At 62.8% G+C, this 25,198-nt stretch carries 26 protein-coding genes; 16 read left to right on the top strand and 10 right to left on the bottom strand.

The features are described 5' to 3' along the window. Positions 1–26 precede the first annotated feature (26 nt). Both pcnB and folK read left to right on the top strand, forming a co-directional pair. Complete coding sequence (gene pcnB, locus H0W47_RS00495) at positions 27–1,625, top strand: polynucleotide adenylyltransferase PcnB (RefSeq protein WP_296919346.1); 1,599 nt, start codon at positions 27–29, stop codon at positions 1,623–1,625. A gap of 7 nt (positions 1,626–1,632) precedes the next feature. Next, on the top strand, positions 1,633–2,154 hold the full coding sequence (gene folK / locus H0W47_RS00490; RefSeq protein ID WP_296919344.1) for a 2-amino-4-hydroxy-6-hydroxymethyldihydropteridine diphosphokinase: 522 nt from the start codon (positions 1,633–1,635) through the stop codon (positions 2,152–2,154). Here the strand turns inward: folK and pdxH are convergent. Further along, positions 2,151–2,801 (bottom strand): pyridoxamine 5'-phosphate oxidase, encoded by a 651-nt coding sequence (gene pdxH, locus H0W47_RS00485; RefSeq protein WP_296919342.1) that lies wholly within the window; start codon positions 2,799–2,801, stop codon positions 2,151–2,153. The two genes, folK and pdxH, sit on opposite strands and share 4 nt — an antisense overlap. Before the next feature lie 33 nt (positions 2,802–2,834). Between pdxH and H0W47_RS00480 the strand changes: the two genes are divergently transcribed. After that, positions 2,835–3,416 carry a nucleotidyltransferase family protein gene (locus H0W47_RS00480; protein ID WP_296919341.1) on the top strand — a complete coding sequence of 194 codons (582 nt, stop codon included), beginning with the start codon at positions 2,835–2,837 and terminating at the stop codon, positions 3,414–3,416. 5 nt (positions 3,417–3,421) lie between these two features. On the opposite strand, the gene H0W47_RS00475 is transcribed toward H0W47_RS00480, so the two are convergent. Continuing rightward, the gene (locus tag H0W47_RS00475) at positions 3,422–3,943 is read right to left on the bottom strand and encodes a superoxide dismutase family protein (RefSeq protein WP_296919340.1); all 522 of its coding nucleotides are present in this window, start codon (positions 3,941–3,943) and stop codon (positions 3,422–3,424) included. Positions 3,944–3,981: 38 nt separating this feature from the next. Continuing rightward, on the bottom strand, positions 3,982–4,560 hold the full coding sequence (locus tag H0W47_RS00470; RefSeq protein WP_296919339.1) for a gamma-glutamylcyclotransferase: 579 nt from the start codon (positions 4,558–4,560) through the stop codon (positions 3,982–3,984). A 137-nt stretch (positions 4,561–4,697) separates the two neighbouring features. Here H0W47_RS00470 and H0W47_RS00465 point away from each other — a divergent pair, with 137 nt between their 5' ends. From H0W47_RS00465 to eda, 3 genes are all read left to right on the top strand, one after another. Next, positions 4,698–5,252, top strand: a complete 555-nt coding sequence (locus H0W47_RS00465; RefSeq protein ID WP_296919338.1) for an OmpA family protein — start codon at positions 4,698–4,700, stop codon at positions 5,250–5,252. A gap of 103 nt (positions 5,253–5,355) precedes the next feature. Continuing rightward, on the top strand, positions 5,356–7,176 hold the full coding sequence (gene edd / locus H0W47_RS00460) for a phosphogluconate dehydratase (RefSeq protein WP_296919336.1): 1,821 nt from the start codon (positions 5,356–5,358) through the stop codon (positions 7,174–7,176). Positions 7,177–7,214: 38 nt separating this feature from the next. After that, complete coding sequence (gene eda, locus H0W47_RS00455; RefSeq protein ID WP_296919384.1) at positions 7,215–7,820, top strand: bifunctional 4-hydroxy-2-oxoglutarate aldolase/2-dehydro-3-deoxy-phosphogluconate aldolase; 606 nt, start codon at positions 7,215–7,217, stop codon at positions 7,818–7,820. Between the two features lie 589 nt (positions 7,821–8,409). Here eda and gloA read toward each other — a convergent pair. Then, positions 8,410–8,820: a lactoylglutathione lyase gene (gloA, locus tag H0W47_RS00450; protein ID WP_296919335.1), complete on the bottom strand. Its 411-nt coding sequence runs from the start codon at positions 8,818–8,820 to the stop codon at positions 8,410–8,412. A 141-nt stretch (positions 8,821–8,961) separates the two neighbouring features. Between gloA and H0W47_RS00445 the strand changes: the two genes are divergently transcribed. Then, positions 8,962–9,708: a transglutaminase family protein gene (locus H0W47_RS00445; RefSeq protein ID WP_296919327.1), complete on the top strand. Its 747-nt coding sequence runs from the start codon at positions 8,962–8,964 to the stop codon at positions 9,706–9,708. A 39-nt stretch (positions 9,709–9,747) separates the two neighbouring features. Here the strand turns inward: H0W47_RS00445 and H0W47_RS00440 are convergent, their stop codons facing one another. Further along, positions 9,748–10,302, bottom strand: coding sequence for a PaaI family thioesterase (locus H0W47_RS00440; RefSeq protein WP_296919325.1), 555 nt, complete (start codon positions 10,300–10,302; stop codon positions 9,748–9,750). A gap of 50 nt (positions 10,303–10,352) precedes the next feature. On the opposite strand from H0W47_RS00440, the gene H0W47_RS00435 reads away from it, so the two are divergent. The 3 genes from H0W47_RS00435 to H0W47_RS00425 all read left to right on the top strand — a co-directional run bounded on the left by H0W47_RS00435 (position 10,353) and on the right by H0W47_RS00425 (position 13,595). Then, positions 10,353–10,829, top strand: a complete 477-nt coding sequence (locus H0W47_RS00435) for a MarR family winged helix-turn-helix transcriptional regulator (protein WP_296919323.1) — start codon at positions 10,353–10,355, stop codon at positions 10,827–10,829. Between the two features lie 25 nt (positions 10,830–10,854). Beyond that, positions 10,855–12,066 carry an MFS transporter gene (locus tag H0W47_RS00430; protein WP_296919322.1) on the top strand — a complete coding sequence of 404 codons (1,212 nt, stop codon included), beginning with the start codon at positions 10,855–10,857 and terminating at the stop codon, positions 12,064–12,066. Between the two features lie 119 nt (positions 12,067–12,185). Further along, a complete protein-coding gene (locus H0W47_RS00425) occupies positions 12,186–13,595 on the top strand; it encodes an MATE family efflux transporter (RefSeq protein WP_296919320.1) in 1,410 nt (469 codons plus the stop codon). Between the two features lie 67 nt (positions 13,596–13,662). On the opposite strand, the gene H0W47_RS00420 is transcribed toward H0W47_RS00425, so the two are convergent. The 5 genes from H0W47_RS00420 to H0W47_RS00400 all read right to left on the bottom strand — a co-directional run bounded on the left by H0W47_RS00420 (position 13,663) and on the right by H0W47_RS00400 (position 18,917). Continuing rightward, positions 13,663–14,457: an SDR family NAD(P)-dependent oxidoreductase gene (locus H0W47_RS00420; protein WP_296919318.1), complete on the bottom strand. Its 795-nt coding sequence runs from the start codon at positions 14,455–14,457 to the stop codon at positions 13,663–13,665. Continuing rightward, the gene (locus H0W47_RS00415) at positions 14,454–15,092 is read right to left on the bottom strand and encodes a 2-dehydro-3-deoxy-6-phosphogalactonate aldolase (RefSeq protein ID WP_296919317.1); all 639 of its coding nucleotides are present in this window, start codon (positions 15,090–15,092) and stop codon (positions 14,454–14,456) included. The genes H0W47_RS00420 and H0W47_RS00415 overlap by 4 nt, the downstream gene beginning before the upstream one ends. Continuing rightward, positions 15,092–15,988 (bottom strand): 2-dehydro-3-deoxygalactonokinase, encoded by an 897-nt coding sequence (locus H0W47_RS00410; RefSeq protein WP_296919383.1) that lies wholly within the window; start codon positions 15,986–15,988, stop codon positions 15,092–15,094. The genes H0W47_RS00415 and H0W47_RS00410 overlap by 1 nt, the downstream gene beginning before the upstream one ends. 142 nt (positions 15,989–16,130) lie before the next feature. Further along, complete coding sequence (gene denD, locus H0W47_RS00405) at positions 16,131–17,159, bottom strand: D-erythronate dehydrogenase (RefSeq protein WP_296919316.1); 1,029 nt, start codon at positions 17,157–17,159, stop codon at positions 16,131–16,133. Between the two features lie 15 nt (positions 17,160–17,174). After that, positions 17,175–18,917, bottom strand: coding sequence for an IlvD/Edd family dehydratase (locus H0W47_RS00400; protein ID WP_296919314.1), 1,743 nt, complete (start codon positions 18,915–18,917; stop codon positions 17,175–17,177). Positions 18,918–18,984: 67 nt separating this feature from the next. On the opposite strand from H0W47_RS00400, the gene H0W47_RS00395 reads away from it, so the two are divergent. From H0W47_RS00395 to H0W47_RS00370, 6 genes are all read left to right on the top strand, one after another. Beyond that, positions 18,985–19,728 (top strand): FadR/GntR family transcriptional regulator, encoded by a 744-nt coding sequence (locus tag H0W47_RS00395; RefSeq protein ID WP_296919313.1) that lies wholly within the window; start codon positions 18,985–18,987, stop codon positions 19,726–19,728. Between the two features lie 30 nt (positions 19,729–19,758). After that, the gene (locus H0W47_RS00390) at positions 19,759–20,316 is read left to right on the top strand and encodes a TRAP transporter small permease (RefSeq protein WP_296919311.1); all 558 of its coding nucleotides are present in this window, start codon (positions 19,759–19,761) and stop codon (positions 20,314–20,316) included. A 79-nt stretch (positions 20,317–20,395) separates the two neighbouring features. Next, positions 20,396–21,694, top strand: a complete 1,299-nt coding sequence (locus H0W47_RS00385) for a TRAP transporter large permease subunit (protein WP_296919309.1) — start codon at positions 20,396–20,398, stop codon at positions 21,692–21,694. Between the two features lie 45 nt (positions 21,695–21,739). Further along, positions 21,740–22,753 (top strand): TRAP transporter substrate-binding protein, encoded by a 1,014-nt coding sequence (locus H0W47_RS00380; protein ID WP_296919307.1) that lies wholly within the window; start codon positions 21,740–21,742, stop codon positions 22,751–22,753. A 77-nt stretch (positions 22,754–22,830) separates the two neighbouring features. Beyond that, positions 22,831–24,042, top strand: coding sequence for a mandelate racemase/muconate lactonizing enzyme family protein (locus H0W47_RS00375; protein WP_296919305.1), 1,212 nt, complete (start codon positions 22,831–22,833; stop codon positions 24,040–24,042). Positions 24,043–24,063: 21 nt separating this feature from the next. Further along, positions 24,064–25,176 carry a mandelate racemase/muconate lactonizing enzyme family protein gene (locus H0W47_RS00370; protein WP_296919304.1) on the top strand — a complete coding sequence of 371 codons (1,113 nt, stop codon included), beginning with the start codon at positions 24,064–24,066 and terminating at the stop codon, positions 25,174–25,176. Positions 25,177–25,198: the final 22 nt, after the last annotated feature.

The following is a 25,198-nucleotide window of genomic DNA, read 5'->3' as shown; positions in this document are numbered from 1 at the left end:
CCCTTCCGGCAAAATCTCGTGATTCAATGATCAAAAAATTTATCGACAAGCTGTTCGGCAAGACAAGCAGCCCCGCCGCCGGCGCCGTCCGCAGCAAAAAATCAGTTTTCGGCGAACGCCGCGAAGTCGGCCCCCAGGACCATGCGATTGATCCCAAGCTGGTCGATGACCGCGCCATGGACGTGGTGCGCACGCTGCAGCAGGCCGGTTACGAAGCCTACATCGTCGGCGGCGCGGTGCGTGACTTGCTGGTCGGCCTGCGTCCGAAAGACTTCGATGTGGCCACCGATGCCACGCCCGAACAGGTCAAATCGCTGTTTCGCCGCGCCTTCATCATCGGCCGGCGTTTCCGCATCGTGCATGTGATCTATGGCCGCGGCCGCGAGCACGAAGTCATCGAGGTCTCCACCTTCCGCGCGCATCTGGACAGCAGCCTGGCCGAGCAGGTCGGCGGCAACGAACGCACAAGCAAGAGCGAACTCGCCGGCATGAAACACGCGGTCGATGCCTCCGGCCGGGTGCTGCGTGACAACGTCTGGGGCCCGATGGAGGAAGACGCCGCGCGGCGCGACTTCACCATCAACGCGATGTACTACGACCCGCAGACGCAGATCGTGGTCGACTATCACAACGGCATCCGCGACGCGAAGAAAAAAATCATCCGCATGATCGGCGACCCGGCCACGCGTTACCGCGAAGACCCGGTGCGCATCATCCGTGCCGTGCGTTTTTCGGCCAAGCTCAGCGCGCTGGGCTTCAAGTTCGAGGACAAGACGGCCGCGCCGCTGAAGTCCATGAAAGGCCTGCTGGCCGATGTGCCGCAGTCGCGCCTGTTCGACGAAATGCTCAAGCTGCTGCAGACCGGCCACTCGCTGGCCAGCATTGCGCAGCTTAAGTTCCTCGGCCTGAACACCGGCATCTACCCGCTGCTTGATGTGGTGGTGGACACCGCCGAAGAGCCGTTTTTGCAGCTCGCGCTGATGGACACCGATCGCCGCGTCGGTGAAGGCAAACCGGTGGCGCCCAGCTTTTTGCTGTCCTGCGTGCTCTGGGCCGATGTGCGCCAGGGCTGGGAGCAGCGCCTCAAGCGCGGCGAGCACACCATGCCCGCTCTGCAGGATGCCATCGACGACGCTTTCAACGCCAAGATTGGCGATGTGTCGGGCCGCGGCAAGCTGGGCACCGACATGCGCGAGATCTGGACCATGCAGCCGCGTTTTGAAAAGCGCACCGGCAGCTCACCTTATTCCCTGCTGGACCAGCCGCGTTTCCGCGCCGGTTTCGACTTTTTGCGCCTGCGCGCACAGACCGGCGAGATCGAGATGGAGCTGGCCGAGTGGTGGGAAAAATTCAGCACCGCCTACGATGACGAGCGCCACGAGATGATCGAGCAGGCCCGCGTGGCGCAATCGCAGAAACCGCAGGTGCCGCGGACCCGCGTCAAACGCGTGGAGCCCGAAGCGCGACGTGGCGCGGACGGCAGCCAGCCTGCGGCGCCGTTTCCCGAGTTTGGCGAGTCCGGCGAAGCGGTGCCCGCCAAAAAACGCAGACGCCGCCGCAAGCCGGCCAACCGCGACGGCGGCGCGCCGTCTGCCAGCCCCCCGTCCGACACCGCAGGACACTGAGGTTTTCATGTCGGCTGGTTCATCGGCGAACGAGCCTGCCCCGCTGGTCACTGCTTATGTGGCGCTGGGCGCCAACCTCGGTGATGCGCAAGCCACCGTGCGGCAGGCGATGGACGCACTGGACCGGCTGCCCTTGAGTCGCGTGGCGCGTCGCTCCAGCCTGTACCGCTCCGCGCCGATAGCCCGTGATTCCGCCGGGAGGGCCGATGGACCGGACTACATCAATGCCGTGGTGGCACTGGACACGCGCCTGCCGGCGCTCGATTTGCTTGACCAATTGCAGGCGCTGGAGCGGGCAGCCGGCCGAGAGCGTTCCTCCCCCGATGCGCCGCGCACCCTGGATCTGGATATCTTGTTGTATGGCGATGCCCATATCAATTCACCGCGGTTGAGCGTGCCGCATCCGCGCATGGCGCAGCGCGCTTTTGTGCTGGTGCCGCTGGCGGAGATTGCGCCGGAACTGGCCAGCGCTGCGCAACTGGCAGTCGTCGCCGATCAGGCGATCCAGCGCCTGCAAACAGGGGTTTAAGGCGCGAGCCGCTCGCGCAGCCAGCCGCCGCCGTCCTGCAGCGTGTAGCGCAAGCGGTCATGCAGACGGCTTCTGCGTCCCTGCCAGAACTGCCAGTTGTCCGGCTTGAGCCGGTAGCCGCCCCAGTGCGGCGGGCGTGGCGGCTGCAGCAAAAACTTCGCGCCGTATTTGGCGGCGTTGGCCACCAGCACGCTGCGGCCAGAGATCACTTCGCTTTGCGGGCTGGCCCAGGCGCCTATGCGCGAGTCCAGCGGGCGGCTGTGGAAGTAGGCATCGCTTTCTTCGGCAGAGACCTTCTCGACCACGCCTTCGATACGCACCACACGTTCAAGCTCGACCCAGTGAAACTGCAGGGCGGCAAAAGAATTGCCAGTCAGTTCGCGGCCCTTGCGGCTGTCGTAGTTGGTGTACCAGACGATGCCGCGCGCGTCGTAGCCCTTGACCAGCACGATGCGCGTGGAAGGCCGGCCATCGGCGGCCACGGTGGCCAGGGTCATGGCATTCGCCTCGGGCACCTTGGCCGCGATGGCTTCCTTCAGCCACTGATCGAACTGCTGCAGGGGGTCGGCCTGCGAGGCTTCTTCATTGAGTTCGGCGCGCTCATAACTTTTGCGCAGGTCGGCGATGGCGGCGGTGGGTTCTGACATGCTGAAAGTATAGTGATGGAAGCACAATTACCCATGTCCCCGTTCTCACCTTCCCCACCCTCCACGGGTTTATTGCCCGTCGTCATCGTGCTGGGCGCCGGCCGGGGTGAGCGGTTTGCCGCCTCCGGGGGGGAGACCCACAAACTCGCAGCGCTGCTGGCCGGCCAAACCGTCCTGGATCATGTGTTGGCGGCGGTGCAGGCCAGTGGCCTGCCGCATCACCTGGTGCGAGCCGACCCCTCGCGGCCAGGCATGGGTGACTCGATTGCCGCCGGCATCCGGGCCACGCCAGCTGCGGCAGGCTGGCTGATCCTGCCGGCCGACCTGCCGCTGGTTCGCGGTGACACCTTGCGCGCCGTGGCTGCGGCGCTGCAACAGCATCCGGTGGCGGTCCCGGTGTACCAGGGCGAGCGCGGCCACCCGGTCGGGTTTTCGGCGGCGTGCCGCGACGCCTTGCTGGATTTGAAAGGAAATCAGGGTGCAGCCCCCGTCGTGCGTGCCTGCCAAGCTATCAATTCAGTAGCGCTTGTGGAAGTCGACGATATCGGCAGCGTGACCGACATCGATACCGTTGAAGACCTGGCGCGCGCCGAAGCGCTGCTCGCTGCGCGTTAGCCGGCTCAGCTTCTTGAAATGACCGCGCAGGCCAGCCGCGGCCCGGCGTTGCCGGTGGGCTGGGTTTTGTAGTCGTCGGGGTCGCGATGCACGATCAGGCCCTTGCCAACGATGTCGGTGATGCCGCTGCCGACGGCGATGGTGGACGACTCGAAGCTGAAGCGTGCCACACCGCCGGCATCGGCCTTCAGGCTGGGCAGGTCGCCGGTGTGGTGCATGCCCATGGCGTGGCTACCATGCGGCGCGCCTGTCGGATTGAAGTGGCCGCCGGTGCTCATGCCGTCGCCGCTGGAACAGTCGCCCTTTTCATGCACATGAAAGCCGTGCTCCGCGTTGGGCTTGAGGTCGCGCACCTCGCCGCTGACATGCACCTTGCTGCCCCTCTGGACAAAGCTGACCGTGCCGCTGGTGGTGTTTCCGGTGGTGGGCTGCAGCTGGGCGGTAGCGCGCGGGTCGCCGGACGGGCTGGCGCAGGCGGCCAGCACTGCAGTGGCGGTAATCAAAAGCAAAAGCAGTTTTGAGGCCATGGTGATTTTTCCTGGTTAAAAATGGGTGAAAAAGCCCTTTATAGCCCTGTTTCTCGAGGCTGCGAAGCGGGAAGCGCGGTCAGGTTCAGCAGGCGGGCCAGGGCGTCGTCGGAAATTCCGTGATGGCGCAGGCTTTCCAGTGTCTGCCGGGCGTAGTCATGGGTGCTGCCATAACGCCCGCAGGCGGCAGAAAAGATTTCACGGTAGCGTGCTTCGCTGAGTTCGCCGGTGAAATTCGGGCTGCGGCGCGACAGGGTGAAAGCCAGCGCCTGGACAGGCCCCTTGTCGGTCGTGCAGCGCAAGAGGCGCGGGTCGTACACGCCGGTCACCATCTCGCGCAGCCAAAGCCGGGCCACCACTTCGGGGACCTCGTGGCGCTGCACGCGGTAGACCACGCCGTGGCAACTGCCGCCCGAGAGGAGTGCGAACACCAGACCCGGGCATTCGGGCGTGCCGCGGTTGATGCGGCTCCACATTTTGAGCGCCCGGTGCCAGCCATGCACTTTGGCGCGTCTGTGCTCGGCAAACTCGAAATCGGGCCGCCAGATCAACGAGGCGTAGCCAAAAATCCAGAGGTCGTCGCGGCCGCCCCAATGGTGCAGAAAACGCTCCAACATGGGGGCAGGATCGCGAAGGGCTTGCAGACCATTTGGCAGGTGAGTGTTCACACGCACACTTTACAATGCCGCTGCTGTTTGCGCATGCGGGTGTGCGCGGCGCCCCCCAACCCCTACGTCGCGGAGATTTTTTTTGCATGGTTTCACAATCGGACGATGAGCAGCAGGGCTGGCTGCTGGGCCTGGTGCTTGGCCTCATCGTGCTGGTACTGGCCCTCGTGCTGGGTCTTGCCATCGGCCGCGTGTCGGCCGAACAAGTGGACCTGCCACCTGCGCCCGCAGCTGCAGTTGTGCCTGCACCCGTACTTGCCGCGCCTGCCGCCGCGCCGGCTTCTGCAGCCATGGCGGCCCAGGCGGTGTCCGACGCCGCCAGCATCACGGCTGAATACGGCGTGGTCAGGTTCTATTTTGCTTCCGGTGACGCCGAACTCGCGGCCGGCGCTGCCGAAGCCCTGGTCGATGTGGTCAGGGGCGCACGCGGCGGCAAAAAGGTGCTGATCTCAGGCTTTCACGATGACAAGGGCAACGCCGCGCGCAATGCCGAACTGGCCAGGCAGCGGGCGCTGGCGGTGCGTGACGCCTTGATCGCCTCAGGTGTGCCCGACAGCCAGATCCATCTTGACAAGCCGGCTCGGACCGCAGGAACGGGCAGCGACGCCGAAGCACGCCGGGTAGAGATCGCACTGCAATAAGCCTTCGCGGTAACCGCTCTGTACCCGTGGCTTTGCAGGGGCCTAGTAACGCAGTAGGATAGGTGACGTAATAAAGTTACCAACCGTCCACCAAAAAGCCCCCATGAGCCTTCATCCCGTGGTGACCCAGGTCACCGAAAAAATACGCGAGCGCAGCCGCGACACCCGCACTGACTACCTGCAGCGGCTTGACGCCACGGCGACCCGCGCCATCAGCGTGGACCGCATGGGCTGCGGCAACATTGCGCATGCGGTGGCCGGCATGCCGCTGGACGACCGCTTCAAGGTGGTCACCGAGCGCGCGCCCAACATCGGCATCGTCACGGCCTACAACGACATGTTGTCGGCGCACACGCCAATGCAGCCCTACCCGGACCTGATCAAGTGGGAAGCGCGCCTGCACGGCGCCACCGCGCAGGTGGCCGGCGGTGTACCCGCCATGTGCGACGGCGTGACCCAGGGAACCACCGGCATGGAGCTGAGCCTGTTCAGCCGCGATGTGATTGCGATGGCCACGGCGGTGTCGCTGAGCCATGACATGTTCGATGGGGCCCTGATGCTGGGCGTCTGCGACAAGATCGTGCCAGGACTCCTCATCGGCGCGCTGCATTTCGGCCACCTGCCCATGGTGTTTGTGCCGGCTGGTCCGATGCCTTCGGGCCTGCCGAACAAGGAAAAAGCCCGTGTGCGCGAACTCGCGGCGCAGGGCCTGGTTGGCCGAGACGGCTTGCTCGAGGCCGAACTCAAGAGCTACCACAGTCCCGGCACCTGCACCTTTTACGGCACGGCCAACAGCAACCAGATGCTGCTCGAAGCCATGGGCCTGCATGTACCCGGCACGGCCTTTGTCCAGCCCGGCGGCGACCTGCGCGACGAACTCACGCGGGAAGCGGCGCGCACGGTGCTGGGCATCGTGAAGTCGTCGAAACGTTTCTCTCCCATCGGCCGGATCGTCGACGAAAAGGCCATCGTCAACGCCATGGTGGCGCTGCTGGCCACCGGCGGCTCCACCAACCACCTGATCCACTGGGTGGCCGTCGCGCAATCGGCCGGCATCCTGATCGACTGGAACGATTTTTCCGACCTGTCCGATGTTGTGCCCCTGCTGACCCATGTGTACCCGAACGGCAGCGCCGATGTGAACCAGTTCCAGGCGGCGGGCGGCACCGGCTTTGTGATTCGCGAGCTGCTGGACGCCGGCTTCATGCATGGGGACGTGCTGACGGTGCGCGAAGGCGGCATCCGCGAATACACACGCGAGCCGGAGATGCGTGACGGCAAGCTGGCCTGGCACGAGATGGGACCGTCAAAAGACGAAGCCATCGTGCGACCTGCCAACGCGCCTTTCAGCGCCAGCGGTGGCCTCAAGCTGCTGCAGGGCAATTTGGGCCGAAGTGTGATCAAGGTCTCGGCCGTGCCCGACGACCGCCACGTGATTGAAGCGCCTGCGCGTGTTTTCGATTCGCAGGAGGCGCTGCACGCGGCTTTCCAGGCGGGTGAGCTGGACTGCGATGTGATCTGCGTGGTGCGCTGGCAGGGTCCGCAGGCCAACGGCATGCCCGAGCTGCACAAACTCACGCCGCCGCTGGCGGTGTTGCAGGGCAAAGGCTTTCGTGTGGCGCTGGTCACCGACGGCCGCATGAGCGGCGCTTCCGGCAAGGTGCCGGCGGCCATCCATGTGTCACCCGAAGCTGCTGCCGGTGGCCCGCTGGCGAAAGTGCGCGACGGCGACGTGATCCTGCTGGATTCCGTCAACGGCATACTCGACATCAGGGTGCCGGCTGGTGATTGGGCTGAACGCGAGCCGGCTGTGATGCCCGAGACGCTGCGCGTGGCCAATGGCCTGGGCATGGGGCGCGAGTTGTTTGCGGGCATGCGGCGCCATGCGCTGACCGCTGAAGAAGGAGCTTTGTCGTGGATGTAGAACTCGATGTCAACCGGCCGCTGACGGCCTTGCAGGTGATGCAGGACGCGGCCGTCATTCCGGTGATTGTGCTGACCGATGTGACGCACGCCGTGCCGCTGGCGCGCGCGCTGGTGGCCGGCGGCATCCGCATGCTGGAAGTGACCCTGCGCACGCCGCAGGCGCTGGCCTGCATCGAGGCCATCGCACGGGATGTGCCCGAAGCCGTGGTCGGCGCGGGCACCGCGCGCAGCGCCGCCGATGTGCAGGCCTGCGCGATGGCCGGTGCACGTTTCATCGTGAGCCCGGGTTACACCCACGCGGTCGGCTCAGCCTGCCGCGACGCCCACCTGCCGCTGTTGCCCGGCGTGGCAACGGGTAGCGAAATCATGGCGGCGCAGGAGGACGGCTACACCGAGCTGAAGTTTTTTCCGGCGCTGCAGGCCGGTGGTCTGGCCATGCTCAAGGCCTGGGGCGGACCGTTTGGTGATGTGACTTTCTGCCCCACCGGCGGCATCACGGCGGCCAACGCGGCGGAGTTTCTGGCGCTGGCCAACGTCGCCTGCGTCGGCGGCTCGTGGCTGGTGCCGGCCGATGCCATGGCCAGTGGGCACTGGGCACGGATCACCGACCTGGCCCGGCACGCGGCGGGCTTGCCGAGGTAGATTGAGGTCGAATTGGCCTCTAGCCCTTTGGTGACGCGCGTAAGCAGCTATTGAATTTATAGCGTTGAGTGCCCTCATCAACCCGAGGTAGGCCAACAAGCCGGGGGTTGCCGGGCGGCAACTCACTTTCTTTTTGCGTCGCCAAAAAAAAGTAAGCAAAGAAAAAGGCGACCCGATGGTCTGGGTCCCCTATGCTGCGCTCCGGGGCAACCTCCGGTGCTCCCCGAAAACGGGGTCGAGCTCGAACTCGCCTTCGGCTCAGACAATCGCGATCCTTTTTTTTGCGCTCCTCGGCCCAGCCCGACGGGTGGGGGGCGAAGAGAGAAGACAAATACCAAACCCCGAACTCCAATCACGAGTGCAGGAAGCGCGCAGCGCTTCCTGCACGGGAATCCCAACAGACCGTCATGTTTGCACGCGAGCGCAGCACACGCGGCCACATGAGGCTCCCTTCCATCGCCCAGCGGGGCGAGGGAAGGGCGGGGGGTTGGGAGTGGGGAGTTGCGCCTACTGTCCAGAACAAACCGGGAGCGCATTGTGGAGCCTGCAATCGGGCTCCGGGATCAGTCGCGATTCGAGCCTGCGAATCTCAACGCAGGCCAGCACCACCCACATCACCCTTGCGCTCAATCAGCTCAATCTTGTACCCGTCCGGATCAGTGACAAACGCGATCACGGTGGTGCCGCCCTTGACCGGCCCCGCTTCACGCGTGACATTGCCGCCGGCCGCCTTGATCTTTTCGCAGGCTGCCCGGGCATCGGGCACGCCGAGTGCAATGTGCCCGAAGGCGGTGCCCATGTCGTAGCTGTCGGTGCCCCAGTTGTAAGTCAGTTCGATCTCCGCATGCTCCGGGTTGTTGCCGTAGCCGACAAAAGCCAGGCTGTATTTGTACTCGGGGTTTTCTGATGTGCGCAGCAGTGTCATGCCCAGAATCTGGGTGTAAAAATCAATGGCGCGCTGGAGGTTTCCAACACGCAGCATGGTGTGCAGCAGTCTCATCAGCTTGTCCTTGGTCTATGGTGATTTGATCGCATACCAATGCCGTATACCCAGACCACTGTATTGGCATGGCAGACCGCGCTTGCCGATGCGGGCGGCCTGCATAATCGGTGACAGTCCAACAAACTGGTTTCCTTCTTCATGCCCTTGTTTTCCCAGAACGACCGTCCCGAAGACTGGATGGTGGCCACGCGCTTGCTTGACCTCGATGACCCCAAGCTCAGAATCCAGGCCATGCGCATCACCCAGCTGGCCAGCACAGAAACACAAAAAGCGGTCTTCATCCATGACTTCGTCAAGTCGCTGCCCTTTGGTTGTGTTGCAGGGTTTGACCACGTACCGGCTGCGGCGGTGCTCAAAGCCGGTCGTGGTGACTGCCACACCAAGGGCACCCTGTTTGTAGCGATGTTGCGATCGGTCGGTGTTCCGGCACGTCTGCGCTTTGTCACGCTGTCGAGTGCTTTCCTCAAGGGAATTATTGACGTGTCGCAGGGCACCATTACGCATGCCGTGGCGGAGGTGTATCTTGACGGGCGCTGGATACAGACCGACACCTATGTGACCGACAGCCTGCTTGAAACACGTTCGGTGCAACTGCTTGGTCAGCACGATGCTCTGGTGGGTTATGGCATTCACCTGCGCGGCCTTCACTTCTGGGATGGCCGGCATGCCGCCCATGCCCTGTACAACGAGTCGGACCCCGACAGCCTCCCCCGCCAGGACTGGGGCGTAGCGCACGACCCTGAGCATTTTTACGGCAGCAAGGATCACGCGGAGTTGGCGCTGGGCCGGCTGACGCGCACCAAGTGGATGCTTGCGGCAGCGCTGATCAACCGGCGCGTCGAGCAGGTCAGAACACAATCGGGACCCGCAGGCCATCCTGCCTGAGGTCCCGCCTGAGGTCCTGGGTTAAGTCGCGCCGTCCCGTCAGGCCGCCGGCGCCTGCGGTACTTCAAATACCGGGCAGGTGGTCGTTGCGTGGGCGTACAGCTTGCCGTCCGGCCCCACAATGCGGGCCTCTGCAGTGGCCAGTTGCCGACCGCAATGAATGACCGTGCCAATGGCGCGCAAGGGGCCGGTCTTGTGTGATGCGGCCCGCACAATGTTGACGCTGAGCTCGGCCGTTGTGTAGGCGCGTCCTGCAGGCATCAGGGTATGGACGGCGCAGCCCAGCGCCGAGTCCAGCAAGGTGGCGTACCAGCCGCCGTGCACAGTCCCCAGCGGGTTGTAGTGTTTGAGTTGCGGGGTGCCCTGAAACACCGCCTTGCCCGGTGCGACTTCAAGCAGCGAAAAATCCAGCGTGTCGGCAATGTGCGGAAAGGGAATGGCACCAGCCAGCATGGCCTGCATGACCTCGAGTCCGGTTTTTCCAGCCACCATTCCGGGCTGCGCCAGACCGGGCTTGCCGCCGCCTGCCAGCATGCGCTCAACCACTTCAGCGCGTTCGGTGTTCCACTGTTCCAGGATTTGCTCAGGGCCCATGGTTGCTCCAATTTAATTGCATCTACAACAATTGTAGCTACAATTGAAAAATGAAAGTCGCGACCACCCCGGCAAGCCTCGCCAGCCTCAAACCCCAGGGTTGTACCAACCTCAAGCTGCGCCAGCTGATGCGCCGCGTGGCCCAGCATTACGACGCCGAAGTCGGCAAAACCGGTTTGAAGGGTACGCAGTATTCGCTGCTGTCCTATGTGGTCAAGCTTGGTCCCATCCGCCCCGGCGATTTGGCCCAGGCCATGAAACTGGATGCATCAACCCTGACGCGCAACCTCAAACCGATGGTGGCCGCAGGCTGGCTGGATCTGACCCCCGGCAGTGACGGACGCAGCCGCCTCGTTATCGTCACCGATGCGGGCCGCGAAAAACGCACCGAAGCCCAGCGCCGCTGGCGCGTTGCGCAGGAGGGCATCAACCAGCTGCTGGGCGTAGAGCAGGTGCTGGCCCTGCATGCGCTGATCGACCAATCCCTGGAAAACCTCTCGCCCTTGCCTGACACTGATGATGAATAAATCCCCGCCTTCTTCCCCCAGAAACATGACACTCTGGCTGGTGCTGTTGGCCGCTGCCGGCACTTTTGCCCTGACCATGGGGGTGCGCCAGACCATGGGCCTTTTCCTGTCGGCGCTCAATACCTCGACCGCGCTGGGCATTGGCAGCATCAGCCTGGCTTTTGCCTTCGGCCAGCTCTGGTGGGGCCTGACACAGCCGTTTGCTGGCGCGGTGGCCGATCGCATCGGCACTGGCCGCGTGATTTTTGTGGGCGTGTTGCTGGTAGCCATCGGCACCATCATTACGCCGCTGATGACCACCACCGCCGGTCTGATTTTTGCCATAGGTGTGCTCGCCGCCGGCGGCGCCGGCATGGCGGGGCCATCTGTGTTGATGGCAGCTACCACCCGCCTGGTACCGCAGGAAAAACGCGGGTTGGCCAGCGGCATCGTCAATGCGGGTGGCTCCTTTGGTCAGTTTGCCATGGCGCCGATTGCTATCGGCCTGACTGCTTCAATCGGCTGGGCCAGTGCCATGCAGTGGCTGGGCGTGTTTTTGCTGCTGGCATTGCCCGCCGTGTGGGTACTCAAGGGCAACTTGCAGGCAATCGCAGCGCAAGCGGCCGCGGCCTCCGGGACCAAGGCGCTGAGCGCGCGTGAGGCCATCAGTCAGGCGCTGGCGACGCCGAGCTACCGTTATCTCAGCCTGGGCTTTCTGGTTTGCGGTTTTCACGTGGCCTTCCTGGCTACTCATCTGCCAGGCGTGGTCGCCGCCTGCGGGCTGCCGCCCGAGATCGGTGGCTGGGCGCTGGCCATGATCGGGCTGTTCAACATTGTCGGCAGCCTTGCCATGGGCTGGGCCGTGGGACGCTGGCGCATGAAGTCGCTGCTGGCGCTTCTTTATGCAACGCGCGGCCTGGCCGTGTTGGCTTTTCTGCTGGCTCCCAAGACCCCGGCAGTGATGCTGGTGTTCGCTGCCGTCATGGGAGTCACTTTTCTGTCGACGGTGCCGCCCACGGCGGGGCTGGTTGCCAAGATGTTTGGCACGGCCAACATGGCCATGCTTTTTGGCATCGTGATGCTGGCCCACCAGATCGGCGGCTTCTTCGGCGCTTTCCTGGGCGGTTATGTGTTCCAGGCGACAGGAAGCTACGACTGGGTCTGGTACATCGACATCGTGCTGGCCGCAGGCGCCGCGCTGGTGAACCTGCCAATTCGCGAAACGCTGCTGCTGCGTTCCCCGAAAGCGGCAACATGAACAGCGCCGATGCGCCGAGTACCGGCTCTCCAAGTCAAGCAGGGGCCGCGGATCCGGCTCTGCCGGTCCGCAGGCGCAGCGCCCCCTCGGGGGGCAGTGAACCACACGCAGTGGGGAGCGTGGGGGCCAACAACCTCGATCCCCGTACGCGTCTTCTTCTGGAGGCGCCGATTGCACGCACGCTGCTGCGCCTGGCCGCGCCGAATGTGCTGGTGATGCTGGCGCAGGCCGGTGTCGGCCTGATCGAAACCTACTTTGTGGGCAAGCTCGGAACCGACGCGCTGGCCGGCATGGCGCTGGTATTCCCGGTCGTGATGCTGATGCAGATGACCTCGGCCGGTGCCATGGGCGGCGGCATCGCTTCTGCGATTGCGCGCGCGCTCGGCGCGCGGCGCCGGGACGACGCCGATGCCCTGGTGCTGCATTCCATCGTGATTGCCGCCGTGTTTGCGCTGGTGTTCACCGTGGCCGTATTGGGCGGCGGGCGCTGGCTGTACGGGCGCATGGGCGGCACCGGTGGCGCGCTGGAAGCGGCCATGTTGTATTCCAACTGGGTGTTCGCCGGGGCTGTGCTGGTGTGGCTGTTCAACACCCTGTCGGCCGTTATTCGGGGCACCGGCAACATGGCTGTGCCGGCCAATGTGACGGTGCTCGGCGCGCTGGTGTTGCTGCCGCTGTCGCCGCTCTTGATCTTTGGCTGGGGACCTTTGCCGGGCCTGGGCATTGCCGGCGGGGCCATTGCCTTGCTGGCGTATTACCTGGTCGGCAGCATCGTGCTGGCGGCCTACCTGTGGTCGCCGAAAAGCCTGTTGCGTCCCTCGCTCACGAACATCCGCTTTCGCTGGCCGCTGTTCAAGGACATCTTGCGCGTCGGCCTGGTGGGTACGGTGTCCACAGTCGCCACCAACCTGGCCATTGGCGTTACGACTGCGCTGGTGGGTGGTTTCGGCACGGCGGCAATTGCCGGTTACGGCACGGCCTCACGGTTGGAGTACCTGCTGGTGCCGCTGGTGTTCGGCTTAGGCGCACCACTGGTGGCCATGGTGGGCACCTGCATGGGCGCGGGCCAGCGGGAGCGCGCCTTGCGTGCAACCTGGATAGGCGCGGGCATGGCCTTCGCGATGACCGAAGCGATTGGCTTGTGGGCGGCATTTTTTCCGGAGGCTTGGCTTTCGCTTTTCAACAGCGACCCGGCGATGATTGAGGCCGGCAGCCAGTACCTGCGCGCCATGGGGCCGGTGTATGGATTTTTTGGCGTGGGCTTGGCCCTGTACTTTGCGTCCCAAGGGGCAGGGCGCCTGCTCTGGCCGGTGATTGGCAACATCGCGCGGCTGGTCGTTGCCGTTACGGGAGGCTTGCTGGCTTTGCGCTGGGGCAGCGGATTGACCGGCGTTTTCATTGCGCAGGCCGTGGCGCTGGTGATTTACGGGCTGATCAATGCCTGGGCGATTGCCGGTGGCGCCTGGTTTGGCCGCGTGGGTTGGCCGCGCGGTACGACGAGCTTGCTTGAGCGCGTGCCGCAGTCATGATTGGCTAACAAAATCGGTCTGTAGCCCATATATATTGGGCCTCATCAGCTATCTATTCAATAGCTGATTAAACCGGCACCGTGTAATTGAGCGTCATGCGACCACCATCAACCGTGACAATTTCACCGGTGACGTAGCTGGCCGCATCGCTGACCAGCCAGGCCACCACATCGGCGATCTCCGAGGGCTCACCCAGGCGTTTCATCGGCGTGCGGCTCATGATTTTTGCCTTCGCCTCGTCGCTGGTCAGCACGGCTTTGGTCGCAAGTTCGGTGGCGATGGTGCCGGGCGCAACCGCATTGACGCGAATGCCTTTGTCGGCCAGCGCCAGGGCCATCACGCGGGTGAGCTGGTTAATGCCGCCCTTACTCACGTTGTAGCTGGCAATGGTCGGAATGGCGAGCACGCCGTTGACCGAGCTCATGTTGACGATGTTGCCGCTGCCCTGTGCGGCCATGACACGGGCCACCGCCTGGCCCATCAGGAAAGAGCCCTTGATATTGACGCGTATCACAGCGTCGAAGTCCGCCTCAGTGATGTCCAGAAAATCAGCCGCCTTGAAGATGCCAGCGTTGTTGACCAGGACGTCGATGCGGCCATGTTTCAGCAATGCGGCCGCAACCACGGCGTCCACCTGCGTCTTGTCCGCAACATCGCAATGCAGGTAAAGCGCACCAAGCTCATCAGCCAGTGCCTGTCCGGGAAGGTCTGCCATATCAGCGATAAAGACATGGGCACCTTCGCGGGCAAAGCGTCGGGCACAGGCCTCGCCGATGCCTTGCGCACCGCCCGTGACGATGCAGACCTTGCCACCGAGGCCGAAGGAGATGAGGGGTGAAGTCTGGGGTTTTTGAGGGCTCATGCCCGGATGGTACCAGCGCAGGCAGCTATGAATTTCATAGCGTTATCGGATACTTGTGCGGCCGTCATGCCCGGTTTGTACAGCGCAGAGCCAATGCCAAAACCACAGGCCCCCGCGCTGCGGAAGGCGCCCATGTTCTCGAAGGTGATGCCGCCAACCGGAAGCAGCCGCGTGTCGGCGGGCAATACGGCGCACAGGGCTTTCACCACGGCTGGGGTGATCATCTCAGCCGGAAAGATCTTGAGTCCGCTCGCCCCGGCGTCCAGTGCTGCAAAGGCTTCAGTGGCCGTCATGACGCCGGGCAGGCAGACCATTCCAAGGCGCCGTGCTTCGCGCACCACTTCTGGATTGAAGTTGGGCGAAACCACGAGCTGGCCGCCAGCCGCGTGCACATTGCGCACGTCGTCCGCGCTGAGGACGGTGCCCGCGCCAACCAGTGCGTCAGGCAGTGCCGCCGCAATGGCCTCTATGCTTTGGAGAGGTTGGGGCGAGTTCAGCGGCACCTCCATCAGGGACCAGCCCGTAGCGGCCAGCGCGCGGCAAATGGGCAGCGCTTCATCGGGGCGCAGACCGCGCAAAATGCCAACAAGGGGAATGCCCTGCAGCGCGGCTGAAAATTTGTCTTGAGGACTCATCACTTTTCCTTGGAGGGTATGGGCAGGGCAAGGGCCAAAAGACCACGCCAGGTGACTTCCGAACCTGCGCGGCGCACGGACACGCCACGCTGGGCCAGCGCGTATTCATAGCGCTGGGTCAGCGCATCTGAGCCGATCACGACCACTGCCTCGCCCGGCTCCAGCGATTGAGTTCGTATCTCTTCTCCAATCACCAGGCCCGACAGGTAGCTTGGCAAGGATGTCTTGGCCCTGCGCTCAAAGAGTGCGAGGGTGCGGACACTGAAAGCAGATTGCAGCAGGCTGTTGCTGCGCAGCGCAAAAGCCACGCCGTCATCGAAGGCACTGCGGTCGAGTTCTCCATCCACTTCGGGCAAGGTGCGGGCAAGAATGGAATGCTGACGCAGCAGTGCATAAAACTCGCCGGTCATGAAGGTCGAAAAAGTTTCGATCTTGCCGCCCCGCACCTGAACCCACTTGCTGTGGGTGCCGGGCAGGACGATCAGTCCCTCGTGCAAGTTCAGCAGTTGGAGCGCACCCAGCACTTGAGTCTCTTCACCCCGCATCACGTCCGGAACGCCATCATGGGTACAGCTCAGTCCTGGAACGATGGCGATACGCCCCGGCATGATCCAGCTCAGCTGCGAAGCCACTTCGTCAAAACCCGCTGGGCACGCACAGTAGGGCGCCTGCATCCAGCCTTGTTGGCTGCCTGCCATCCCGGCAATCAGGCACAAGGCCTTGTCCGCCTGCATCCAGTCACCGAAACAGGTTTGAAAAACCGCTGGAAATTCGCCGGGCGCGACGGTCAGGATGCCGCGCGCAAATGCCCGTTCTTCCAGCACAGCGCCAACGCTGTCCAGCCTCGCCCCGCGCAGCGACGAGGTGCCCCAGTCCACGGCCACCAGTGTCTGCATGGGTGTCAGGCTAGTGCAGTGTTGCATGCTTGATGGAACAAATAATAAGGATGGATTTTGGGTCAGGGCAAGGCGCAAACCACAGCCATAGCCCAGCTATGGCGCGGATTTGCAACGCAGCCATGGCGCAAAAGACGCATTTTTATGTTCCAGATAGCGTGCAACACTGCACTACCAAGCCCCGCAAAGCGTCGGGCGGGTAGGTGGGTTGGCGGCAGTCGGCGATGTACTGTTCGATGATGGCCTTGAAAGAGGCGTCGGGCCGCAAACCCAGAGCCTGAGCCCGTTCGGCAGTCGCGCCGCGCGACCAGTTGGCAACGATTCCGGCAATGCGTTCGTCGCGTTCAAAACGCACGCGTTTTCGCACATCGCTTCCTGCTACTTCTTCCAAGGCTTGCAGCATGTCACCCACACGCACATTGAGACCGGGCAGATTCAACGCCAGCCGTCCACCCATGGCCTGCCGGCTGGCCTCAAACACAGTGATCAGTCCGCGTACGGTGTTGGAGGGCGATGACATGGGGTGGGTCACTTCCGGGTCAACCGGGCAGATGGTTTCTACCCCGGCCAAAGGCTCGCGGATGATGCCGCTGAAAAACGAGGACGCCGCGCCATTGGGTTTGCCGGGGCGCACTGTCACCGTCATCAAGCGCGCAGACCTGCCGTCTATGAAACCTTTGCGCGTGTAGTCTGCAATCAGGTACTCACACATCAGTTTGTGCGTGCCGTAAGAAGTTTGGGGCGAGGGCAGGGTAGTGTCGGTTACCAGATCGGGTAGGGGGTTGCTGTCGTCAGGCCCGAAGACGGCCACCGAGCTGGCAAACACAAGCCGCGGCACATTGCCAGCCTGGCGCAGCCCTTCCAGCAATATGCGGGTGCTGTCGAGGTTGGAGCGCAGACCCAACTCAAAGTCCAGTTCGCACTCGCCAGAGACTGCAGAAGCCAGATGAAAAACGGCGTCAAACCCGCTTGCAAACAGTGCGGACTGATTGAGCAACGGCCCGGTATGAACCCGAACCCTCGGGTCTGCGCTCAGATCTGCTGGAGGCGCATAGAGATCGGCAATGTGAAGTTCGGAAATGGTTTGACCATTGAGCTGGCCGCTTTTGAGCAGTTCACGTGACAGCCGGGCGCCCACGAATCCGGCGCCGCCGGTGACAAGTAATTTCATGACAGTCCTTGATGGTCAGTGATTGTCGCGTGGCACAAAAGAGCCGCGCTTGCCGACCAGAAAGTCGAGGTCCACGCCTTCGTCGGCTTGCAACACATGATCGACATACAGCTTCCAGTAGCCAGACGACAGAGGTGGCGGTGGGGCGGTCCACAGGCTCAGGCGCCGCGCCATCTCTTCGTCGCTGATCAGCAATTGCAGCTTGCGCTCGGGCACATTGAGTTCAATCATGTCGCCGTTTTGCACAATTGCCAGTGGTCCACCGGCAGCCGCTTCAGGCGCAGTGTGGAGGATCACGGTGCCGTAGGCGGTGCCGCTCATGCGGGCATCGCTGATGCGGACCATGTCGGTAATGCCCTTACGCAGAACTTTGGGCGGCAGCGGCATGTTGCCTACCTCGGCCATACCGGGGTAGCCCTTGGGTCCGCAGTTTTTCAGCACCATGACGCAGGTTTCGTCGATGTCCAGATCTTCGTTGTCGATGCGAGCGTGAAAGTCCTCGATGTTTTCAAACACCACGGCGCGGCCGGTGTGCACCATCAGCGCGGGTGTCGCCGCACTCGGCTTGATGACGGCACCACGCGGCGACAGGTTGCCGCGTAAAACCGCGATACCGGCCTTGTCCTTGAAGGGTGTGGTCAGCGGCTTGATCACCTCGGTGTTGTAGTTCTGCGCATCGGCAATGTTCTCGCCTATGGTTTTTCCGTTGGCAGTGATGGCACCGGTGTGCAGGTGCTGCGCAATTTCCTTCATGACCACCGGCAGGCCGCCGGCGTAACAGAAGTCCTCCATCAGGAATTTGCCTGAAGGCTGAAGGTTGACCAGGCAGGGCAGCTCGCTCGCCAGGCGGTCAAAGTCGTCCACCGTGAGCTTGACGCCGATGCGACCGGCCATCGCGATCAAATGAATCACGGCATTGGTGGATCCACCAATGGCCGCCAGTGTCTTGATGGCGTTTTCAAACGCTTCGAGCGTGAGAATTTTCGACAGCGTCAGGTCTTCGTGCACCATCTCGACCGCACGGCGACCGGCCATGCGGGCCAATACATTGCGGCGGCCGTCGACTGCGGGATAGGCCGCATTGCCCGGAAGGCCGATGCCCAGCGCCTCGACCATGCTGGCCATGGTGGAAGCCGTGCCCATGGTCATGCAGTGGCCGTGGCTCCTGTGCATGCAGCTTTCGGCCTCAAAAAAATCGGCGAGCTTGAGCGTGCCGGCGCGCACCTGCTCACTCATGCTCCAGACGCCTGTGCCTGAGCCCAGTTCCTGGCCGCGCCACTTGCCACTGAGCATGGGGCCGCCGCTCACGCCGACCGTCGGCAGGTCCACGCTGGCAGCGCCCATGACCAGCGAAGGCGTGGTCTTGTCGCAGCCCATCAGCAGCACCACGCCGTCGATCGGGTTGCCGCGGATGCTTTCTTCCACGTCCATGCTGGCCAGGTTGCGGTACAGCATGGCGGTCGGTCGCAGCAGGGTTTCGCCCAGCGACATGACCGGGAACTCCAGCGGGAAGCCACCGGCTTCGTACACACCGATCTTGACCTGTTCGGCAAGCGTGCGGAAATGGCTGTTGCAGGGCGTCAGTTCACTGAAGGTGTTGCAGATGCCGATGACCGGGCGGCCGTCAAACTGGTCGTGCGGCACGCCCTTGCCCTTGACCCAGCTGCGGTAGGCGAAGCCGTCGCGGTCCTGGCGGCCGAACCATTGCTGGCTGCGTAGTTCTGAAGGTTTCTTTTTCGGGCGGGTGGGTTCGGTCATAGGGTAAATCCGGAAGATGTAAACGTATTATCGTCATACCATTGCGCCGCGAACCCTAGTGAAAACCATGATCAAGAACGTCCACGGAAACACAGTCGACCATCTCGGCGAAGCCATCGTCGCGGGGCGTTACGCCGTGGGCGCTTCGATTCCGCCCGAGCCCGTGCTCTGCCTGGAGCTCGGCGTCAGCCGCACCGTGGTGCGCGAGGCGGTGAAGTCCTTGATCGCCAAGGGTTTGATGACCACCGGCCCCAAGGTGGGCACACGTGTCTTGTCCGAAGACCACTGGAACTGGTTCGACCCCGATGTCATCATCTGGCAATCCAAAGCGGGGTTGACGGCCGAGTTTTTGCGCGACCTGCAGGATTTGCGCCGCGTCGTGGAGCCTGCGGCCATGCGGCTGGCCGCCGAACGTGCCACACCGCAGGACATTGCCGAAGTCGAGGCCGCCTACGCCGGCATGAAACACGCGGTAGAGCATGGTGGTGACTATGTCACCCACGACCTGCGCTTCCACCAGGGCCTGCTGCGGGCCAGCCGCAATCGCATGCTGGTGCAGATGAGCAAGGCGCTGGGCGCGTTGCTGCGTACCAGCTTCGAAATTTCAACGCGGCGCAAGGATGGACCAGTGCAGTCGCTGCCGCTACACCGCGCGGTGCTGGATGCGGTGATTGCACACCAGCCCGACGAGGCCGAAATAGCCATCCGGGTGTTGATCGACGGCGCGAAGCAAGACATCGAGGAAGTACTGGCCTCGCGCCGCCGGCTTCCGGTGCTGAGTAGCCCCGCGCGGCAGCTCAGGGCTGCCTGAACCTGACGCCGACAAGAGAGGACCCACCACGTGCAAAAGTCCGTCGACACATCGATTTACTGGTTCTTCAAGCTGCTGGAGTTGCTAGTGGTGGTCTGCATGGTGGCCATGGTGATCATGGTCTTTGGCAATGTGGTGCTGCGTTATGGCTTCAATTCCGGCATCTCAGTGTCGGACGAGATGTCGCGCTACTTCTTTATCTGGCTGACCTACATCGGCGCCATGCTGGCGATGCACGAGGGCGGGCACCTTGGGGTGGACACGCTGATCAAGCACCTGCCGATTCTCGGCAAGAAGGTGTGCCTGTTCCTCAGTGAAGTTCTGATGCTGTTTTGTAATGTGCTTTTCTTCATGGGCACTTTCAAGATGCATGAGTTGCAGGTGACCAATGTCTCGCCCGTAGTCGGCATCTCGATGATCTGGATCTACGGCGTCGGCTACATCGTCAGCGTGGTGATGGCCATCATCAATCTCAACGTTTTGTTCAGGCTGGTCACAGGCCGCATCACTGAAGAAGAGCTGGTACAGGTGATAGAAACCGAAGGCCTGGCCGACGTGGAGAAACAGATGCAAGGGGCCAAGGCATGAGGGCAGTGCACTCACCTTTTAAAGTGCGACGCGCGAGGCCGAGCGCAGGCGCAACAATGAGCGTGGAGGTCAAGCCAGCATGACGGTTACTGTTTTCATCCTGAGCCTGCTGGCCGCCATGGCCATCGGAATGCCGATTGCCTATGCACTGCTGGTCTGCGGCGTAACGCTGATGGCCTTTCTGGCGGCGACCAGCGGCCTCGTCACCTTCGATAGCCAGATCCTGGCGCAACGCTTTGTGGACGGTGCGGACAACTTTCCGCTCCTGGCCGTGCCCTTTTTCCTGTTGGCGGGCGAGTTCATGAATGCCGGGGGCATCAGCCGCCGCATTGTCAACATGGCGATGGCCTGGGTCGGGCATTTCCGCGGCGGCCTCGGCTACGTCACGGTCATCGCTGCAGTAATCATGGCCTCCCTGTCTGGGTCGGCGATTGCCGACACGGCTGCGCTGGCCGCATTGCTGATTCCCATGATGCGGGCCGCCGGCTACAACGTGGGGCGTGCCTCCGGCCTGATCGCTTCTGGCGGCATCATTGCGCCGGTGATTCCACCTTCGATTGGCCTGATCATCTTCGGCGTGGCCGGCAATGTATCGATCACCAAACTTTTTCTCGCAGGCATTGTTCCGGGTCTGCTCATGGGCCTGGCCATCGGCCTGACCTGGTGGTGGCTGGCCAGGAAAGAAAACGTGCAACCCGCGCCCAAGTTGTCCATGTCCGCCCGACTACAAATCACGGCCGAGGGAGGTTTCGCGCTGACCCTGCCCGTCGTCATCATCGGCGGAATGAAGTTTGGCATCTTCACGCCGACCGAGGCCGCCGTGGTGGCTGCGGTCTACAGCTTCGTGGTGGGCATGTTCATCTATCGTGAACTCAAATGGTCAGAGCTCTATGGCTTGATTCTGTCCGCTGGCAAGACGACGGCCGTAGTGATGTTTCTTGTGGCTGCGGCCATGGTCAGCGCCTGGCTGATCACGGTGGCCAACATTCCGACGGAAGTTGCCGCCTTGATGTCGCCCTTCATGGACAACAAGATGCTGCTGATGATGGTGATGATGGTGCTTGTGGTGATCGTCGGTACCGCGCTCGACTTCACGCCGACGGTGTTGATCCTCACGCCGGTGTTGATGCCGGTGGTGCTTAAAGCCGGTATCGATCCGGTGTACTTCGGCATCATGTTCATCATGAACAACGCCATTGGCCTGATCACGCCGCCTGTGGGTACCGTGCTCAACGTGGTGTGTGGCGTGGCAAAAATCAGCATGGACACCGCGTTCAAGGGCGTGCTGCCATTCCTGTTGGCGCAGCTTGCGGTGCTGTTCCTGCTGGTACTTTTCCCCGAAATCGTTACCGAGCCGCTCAAGTGGTGGATGCGGTAGTCACCTTTCCCAACCCCTGTCCTGACCATTAATAAGGAGACAACCATGTTTTTCAAATGCAGAACCCTCGCCTCGGCCCTGGCCGCGGCCGCCTTGCTGGTGGCAACCTCAAGCTTCGCGCAATATGCCGACCGCACCATCAAATTCACCAATGGTGTCAACGAGGACCATCCGGTCGGCGTCGGCGTCAAGAAAATGCAGGAAGTGCTGGCGGCCAAAACCGGCGGCAAGATGAAGATCAATGCGTTCTGGGGGGGCTCAGCGGGCGGCGACCTGCCAGCCACGCAGGCGCTGAGAGCTGGCACGCAAGAGATGGTTTGCACTTCCAGCTCGCCGCTGGTTGGCATTGTCAAAGAACTCGGCGCCTTTGATCTGCCTTTCCTGTTTGGCAATGAGAAGGAAGCCGACGCGGTGCTCGACGGCCCGGCCGGTGCCTATTTCAACAAGAAGCTGGAAGAAGCCGGCCTGATCAACCTGGCCTACTGGGAAAACGGTTTCCGCAACCTGACCAACAGCAAGCGGCCGGTCGCCAAGGCAGAAGATTTTGACGGTGTCAAGGTCCGTGTGATGCAGAACAACATCTTCATCGACACCTTCAAGACCCTGGGCACCAACGCCGTCCCCATGGCTTTTGGCGAAGTGTTCACCGCGCTGGAAACCAAGACCATCGACGGTCAAGAGAACCCCTTCGTGACCATTGAAACCTCCAAGTTCAATGAAGTTCAGAAGTACCTCAGCGTCACCCGCCACGCCTACACCCCCTTCCTGATTCTTTACAGCAAAAAGCTGTGGGACCAGTTGAATCCTCAGGAGCAGGCAGTACTGCGTGAGGCGGCGATGGAAGGCCAGAAGGTCCAGCGCGCTGCCAATCGTGCGCTGAACGAAAAGTCCCTGACCAGCTTGAAGGCCAAGGGCATGCAGGTCAATGAAGTGAGCGTGGCCGAGCAGCGCCGCATGTTTGACAAGGTCAAACCCGTGTATGAGCGCAATGTGCCGACCATTGGCGGTGAGGCTGTGACCACCGTGCTTGAAGCCCTGAAGAAGGCGCGCGGTGGCTGATCTGCGGTAGACCGCAGCGATCGCCACATGGCCGCAAGGGTTCACTCTTGCGGCCATTTTTTTCGAACGGAGTCATCTTGAAGATCACCAAAGTAGAGACCCTGAGGCTGGGCGAGTTTCCCAACATCATCTGGGTTCGCATTTACACGGACGACGGCCTGGTCGGCCTGGGCGAAACTTTCATGGGCGCGCAGGCGGTCGAAGCCTATATACATGAGTGGGCCGGCCCCAAACTGCTGGGCAAAGACCCGCTGGCGATAGAGGCGCGCAACAAGGACATCACCGGTTACCTGGGCTGGCGCGGCTCGGGTGTGGAAACGCGCGGCAACTCGGCTGTCGATATCGCCTTGTGGGACATCTTCGGCAAGGCAGCCAGCATGCCGCTGTACACCGCGCTGGGCGGCAAGAGCCGCGACAGCATACGCATCTACAACACCTGCGCCGGCTACCAGTACGTGCGCAGCACCGTCAACCAGTCCAGCGCCAACTGGGGAATAGGCGGGGCGAAGAAGAACAATGCCGGGCCTTACGAGGATCTGGAAGGCTTTTTGCGCCGGGCCGACGAGTTGGCCGAATCCCTGCTGTCCGAGGGCGTGACGGCGATGAAGATCTGGCCCTTCGATCCGGCCGCCGAAAAAAGCGACGGCCAGTACATCAGCAATGCCGATCTGGACCTGGCGCTGGAGCCCTTCCGCAAGATACGCAGCGCTGTCGGCGAGCAGATGGACATCATGGTCGAGTTTCACAGCCTGTGGCGCCTGCCCATGGCGCAGAAGATCGCACGGGCGCTCAAGCCCTTCAACACCTTCTGGCACGAGGACGCGATCCGCATGGATTCGCTGGACCTGCTCAAGCAGTATGCGAAAGATTGCGACGCGCTGATCTGCGCCAGCGAAACCCTGAGCTACAAATGGGGCTTCAAGGACTACCTGCAGACCGGCGTTGCCGGTGTGGCCATGCTGGACCTCAGCTGGTGTGGCGGCCTGACTGAGGCGCGCAAGATTGCCGCCATGGCCGACGCCTGGCAACTGCCCGTGGCGCCGCACGACTGCACCGGGCCGGTGGTCTGGGCGGCGTCCAGTCACCTGTCCCTGCATGCGCCGAATGCGCTGATCCAGGAAAGTGTGCGCGCCTTCTACACCGGCTGGTACAAGGAGTTGGTCACCGAGCTGCCGATCGTGACGAAAGGCATGCTGAGCCTCAGTGGCAAGCCCGGGCTGGGCCTGGAACTGCTGCCGGACCTGCACAAACGCGCCGATGCCACCTTGCGCGTTAGCCTGCCCGATTGACTCCCGAACAATGGAAACCTCATGAAAATCACATCTGTCACGCCTTTCATCCTGCATGTACCCGTCACCGGCTCGCAAATCGCCGACAGCACCCACAGCATCACGCACTGGGGCGTGGTGGGTGCCCAGGTCGACACTGAAGATGGGCTGAGTGGTTACGGTTTCACCGGCACCCACGCGCACCTGCCTAGCGACCAGCTGATCGCGCGCTGCATTGAGACTTGCCACGCGCCCATGCTGATTGGCGAGGATGCAGGAGACATCCACCGCCTGTGGCAAAAACTGGCGCGAAACCCGGCGTTGCAGTGGGTTGGGCGCGCCGGCATCACCACGCTCTCGCATGCAGCCATTGACTTGGCCCTGTGGGACCTCAAAGCCAAGGCCGCTGGGCAGCCGTTGTGGAAACTGCTGGGTGGCCAGGTGCGTGACAAGGTGCGCGCCTACAACACCGACATCGGCTGGCTTAGCATCGCCGACGACAAACTGGTGGAGGGTGCGCAGCGTGCGGTTGCCCAGGGCTTTACCGGCGTCAAGATCAAGGTCGGCTCCATGGTCGAGCGCGACCTGCGGCGGCTGGCGGCGGTACGACAAGCCATTGGCCCGGATGTCACACTGGCGATCGACGGCAACGGCAAGTGGGACCTGCCGACCTGTCAGCGTTTTTGCCGTGCGGCGCAGGACGCCGATGTGTTCTGGTTTGAGGAGCCGCTGTGGCACGACGACGTCAAGGGACATGCGCAGCTGGCGCGGTCCACATCCATCCCGGTTGCGCTGGGCGAGCAGCTCTACACGGTCGATGCGTTTGCAGAGTTTTTTGCGCAGCAGGCGATTCACTGGGTGCAGCCTGATGCGACGCGTTTGGCCGGCCTGACCGAGGTGTTGCGCGTGTGTGAGACCGCACACGCCTTCCGCCTGCCAGTGGCGCCGCACGCGGGCGACATGAGCCAGGTGCATGTGCACCTGTCGTACGCGCACCCGGCCTGCGAGGTACTCGAATTCATTCCCTGGATCAAGGATTGCTTCACCGACCCGGCCGAGGTGGTGGACGGTTATTTCCGTCGTCCCGAGTTGCCCGGTGCCGGCACCACGCCGACGGCCGGCGCCTGGCGGCAGTTCAGGCAGGCGACCGCCTGAGTCCGACCGGTCCTGTCCACGC

The organism is Polaromonas sp., from assembly GCF_013817205.1.
Classification (GTDB): Bacteria; Pseudomonadota; Gammaproteobacteria; order Burkholderiales; family Burkholderiaceae_C; genus Polaromonas.
Note: the sequence above shows the minus strand (reverse complement) of the source record. Positions and strands in the feature narration are given on the sequence as shown.

What these genes read in the sequence shown, in the direction of transcription:
- pcnB (WP_296919346.1), top strand. Translation starts at nt 27, where the DNA reads ATGATCAAAAAATTTATCGACAAGCTGTTCGGCAAGACAAGCAGCCCC.
- folK (WP_296919344.1), top strand. Translation starts at nt 1,633, where the DNA reads ATGTCGGCTGGTTCATCGGCGAACGAGCCTGCCCCGCTGGTCACTGCT.
- pdxH (WP_296919342.1), bottom strand. Translation starts at nt 2,801, where the DNA reads ATGTCAGAACCCACCGCCGCCATCGCCGACCTGCGCAAAAGTTATGAG.
- H0W47_RS00480 (WP_296919341.1), top strand. Translation starts at nt 2,835, where the DNA reads ATGTCCCCGTTCTCACCTTCCCCACCCTCCACGGGTTTATTGCCCGTC.
- H0W47_RS00475 (WP_296919340.1), bottom strand. Translation starts at nt 3,943, where the DNA reads ATGGCCTCAAAACTGCTTTTGCTTTTGATTACCGCCACTGCAGTGCTG.
- H0W47_RS00470 (WP_296919339.1), bottom strand. Translation starts at nt 4,560, where the DNA reads ATGTTGGAGCGTTTTCTGCACCATTGGGGCGGCCGCGACGACCTCTGG.
- H0W47_RS00465 (WP_296919338.1), top strand. Translation starts at nt 4,698, where the DNA reads ATGGTTTCACAATCGGACGATGAGCAGCAGGGCTGGCTGCTGGGCCTG.
- edd (WP_296919336.1), top strand. Translation starts at nt 5,356, where the DNA reads ATGAGCCTTCATCCCGTGGTGACCCAGGTCACCGAAAAAATACGCGAG.
- eda (WP_296919384.1), top strand. Translation starts at nt 7,215, where the DNA reads ATGCAGGACGCGGCCGTCATTCCGGTGATTGTGCTGACCGATGTGACG.
- gloA (WP_296919335.1), bottom strand. Translation starts at nt 8,820, where the DNA reads ATGAGACTGCTGCACACCATGCTGCGTGTTGGAAACCTCCAGCGCGCC.
- H0W47_RS00445 (WP_296919327.1), top strand. Translation starts at nt 8,962, where the DNA reads ATGCCCTTGTTTTCCCAGAACGACCGTCCCGAAGACTGGATGGTGGCC.
- H0W47_RS00440 (WP_296919325.1), bottom strand. Translation starts at nt 10,302, where the DNA reads ATGGGCCCTGAGCAAATCCTGGAACAGTGGAACACCGAACGCGCTGAA.
- H0W47_RS00435 (WP_296919323.1), top strand. Translation starts at nt 10,353, where the DNA reads ATGAAAGTCGCGACCACCCCGGCAAGCCTCGCCAGCCTCAAACCCCAG.
- H0W47_RS00430 (WP_296919322.1), top strand. Translation starts at nt 10,855, where the DNA reads ATGACACTCTGGCTGGTGCTGTTGGCCGCTGCCGGCACTTTTGCCCTG.
- H0W47_RS00420 (WP_296919318.1), bottom strand. Translation starts at nt 14,457, where the DNA reads ATGAGCCCTCAAAAACCCCAGACTTCACCCCTCATCTCCTTCGGCCTC.
- H0W47_RS00415 (WP_296919317.1), bottom strand. Translation starts at nt 15,092, where the DNA reads ATGAGTCCTCAAGACAAATTTTCAGCCGCGCTGCAGGGCATTCCCCTT.
- H0W47_RS00410 (WP_296919383.1), bottom strand. Translation starts at nt 15,988, where the DNA reads ATGCAGACACTGGTGGCCGTGGACTGGGGCACCTCGTCGCTGCGCGGG.
- denD (WP_296919316.1), bottom strand. Translation starts at nt 17,159, where the DNA reads ATGAAATTACTTGTCACCGGCGGCGCCGGATTCGTGGGCGCCCGGCTG.
- H0W47_RS00400 (WP_296919314.1), bottom strand. Translation starts at nt 18,917, where the DNA reads ATGACCGAACCCACCCGCCCGAAAAAGAAACCTTCAGAACTACGCAGC.
- H0W47_RS00395 (WP_296919313.1), top strand. Translation starts at nt 18,985, where the DNA reads ATGATCAAGAACGTCCACGGAAACACAGTCGACCATCTCGGCGAAGCC.
- H0W47_RS00385 (WP_296919309.1), top strand. Translation starts at nt 20,396, where the DNA reads ATGACGGTTACTGTTTTCATCCTGAGCCTGCTGGCCGCCATGGCCATC.
- H0W47_RS00380 (WP_296919307.1), top strand. Translation starts at nt 21,740, where the DNA reads ATGTTTTTCAAATGCAGAACCCTCGCCTCGGCCCTGGCCGCGGCCGCC.
- H0W47_RS00370 (WP_296919304.1), top strand. Translation starts at nt 24,064, where the DNA reads ATGAAAATCACATCTGTCACGCCTTTCATCCTGCATGTACCCGTCACC.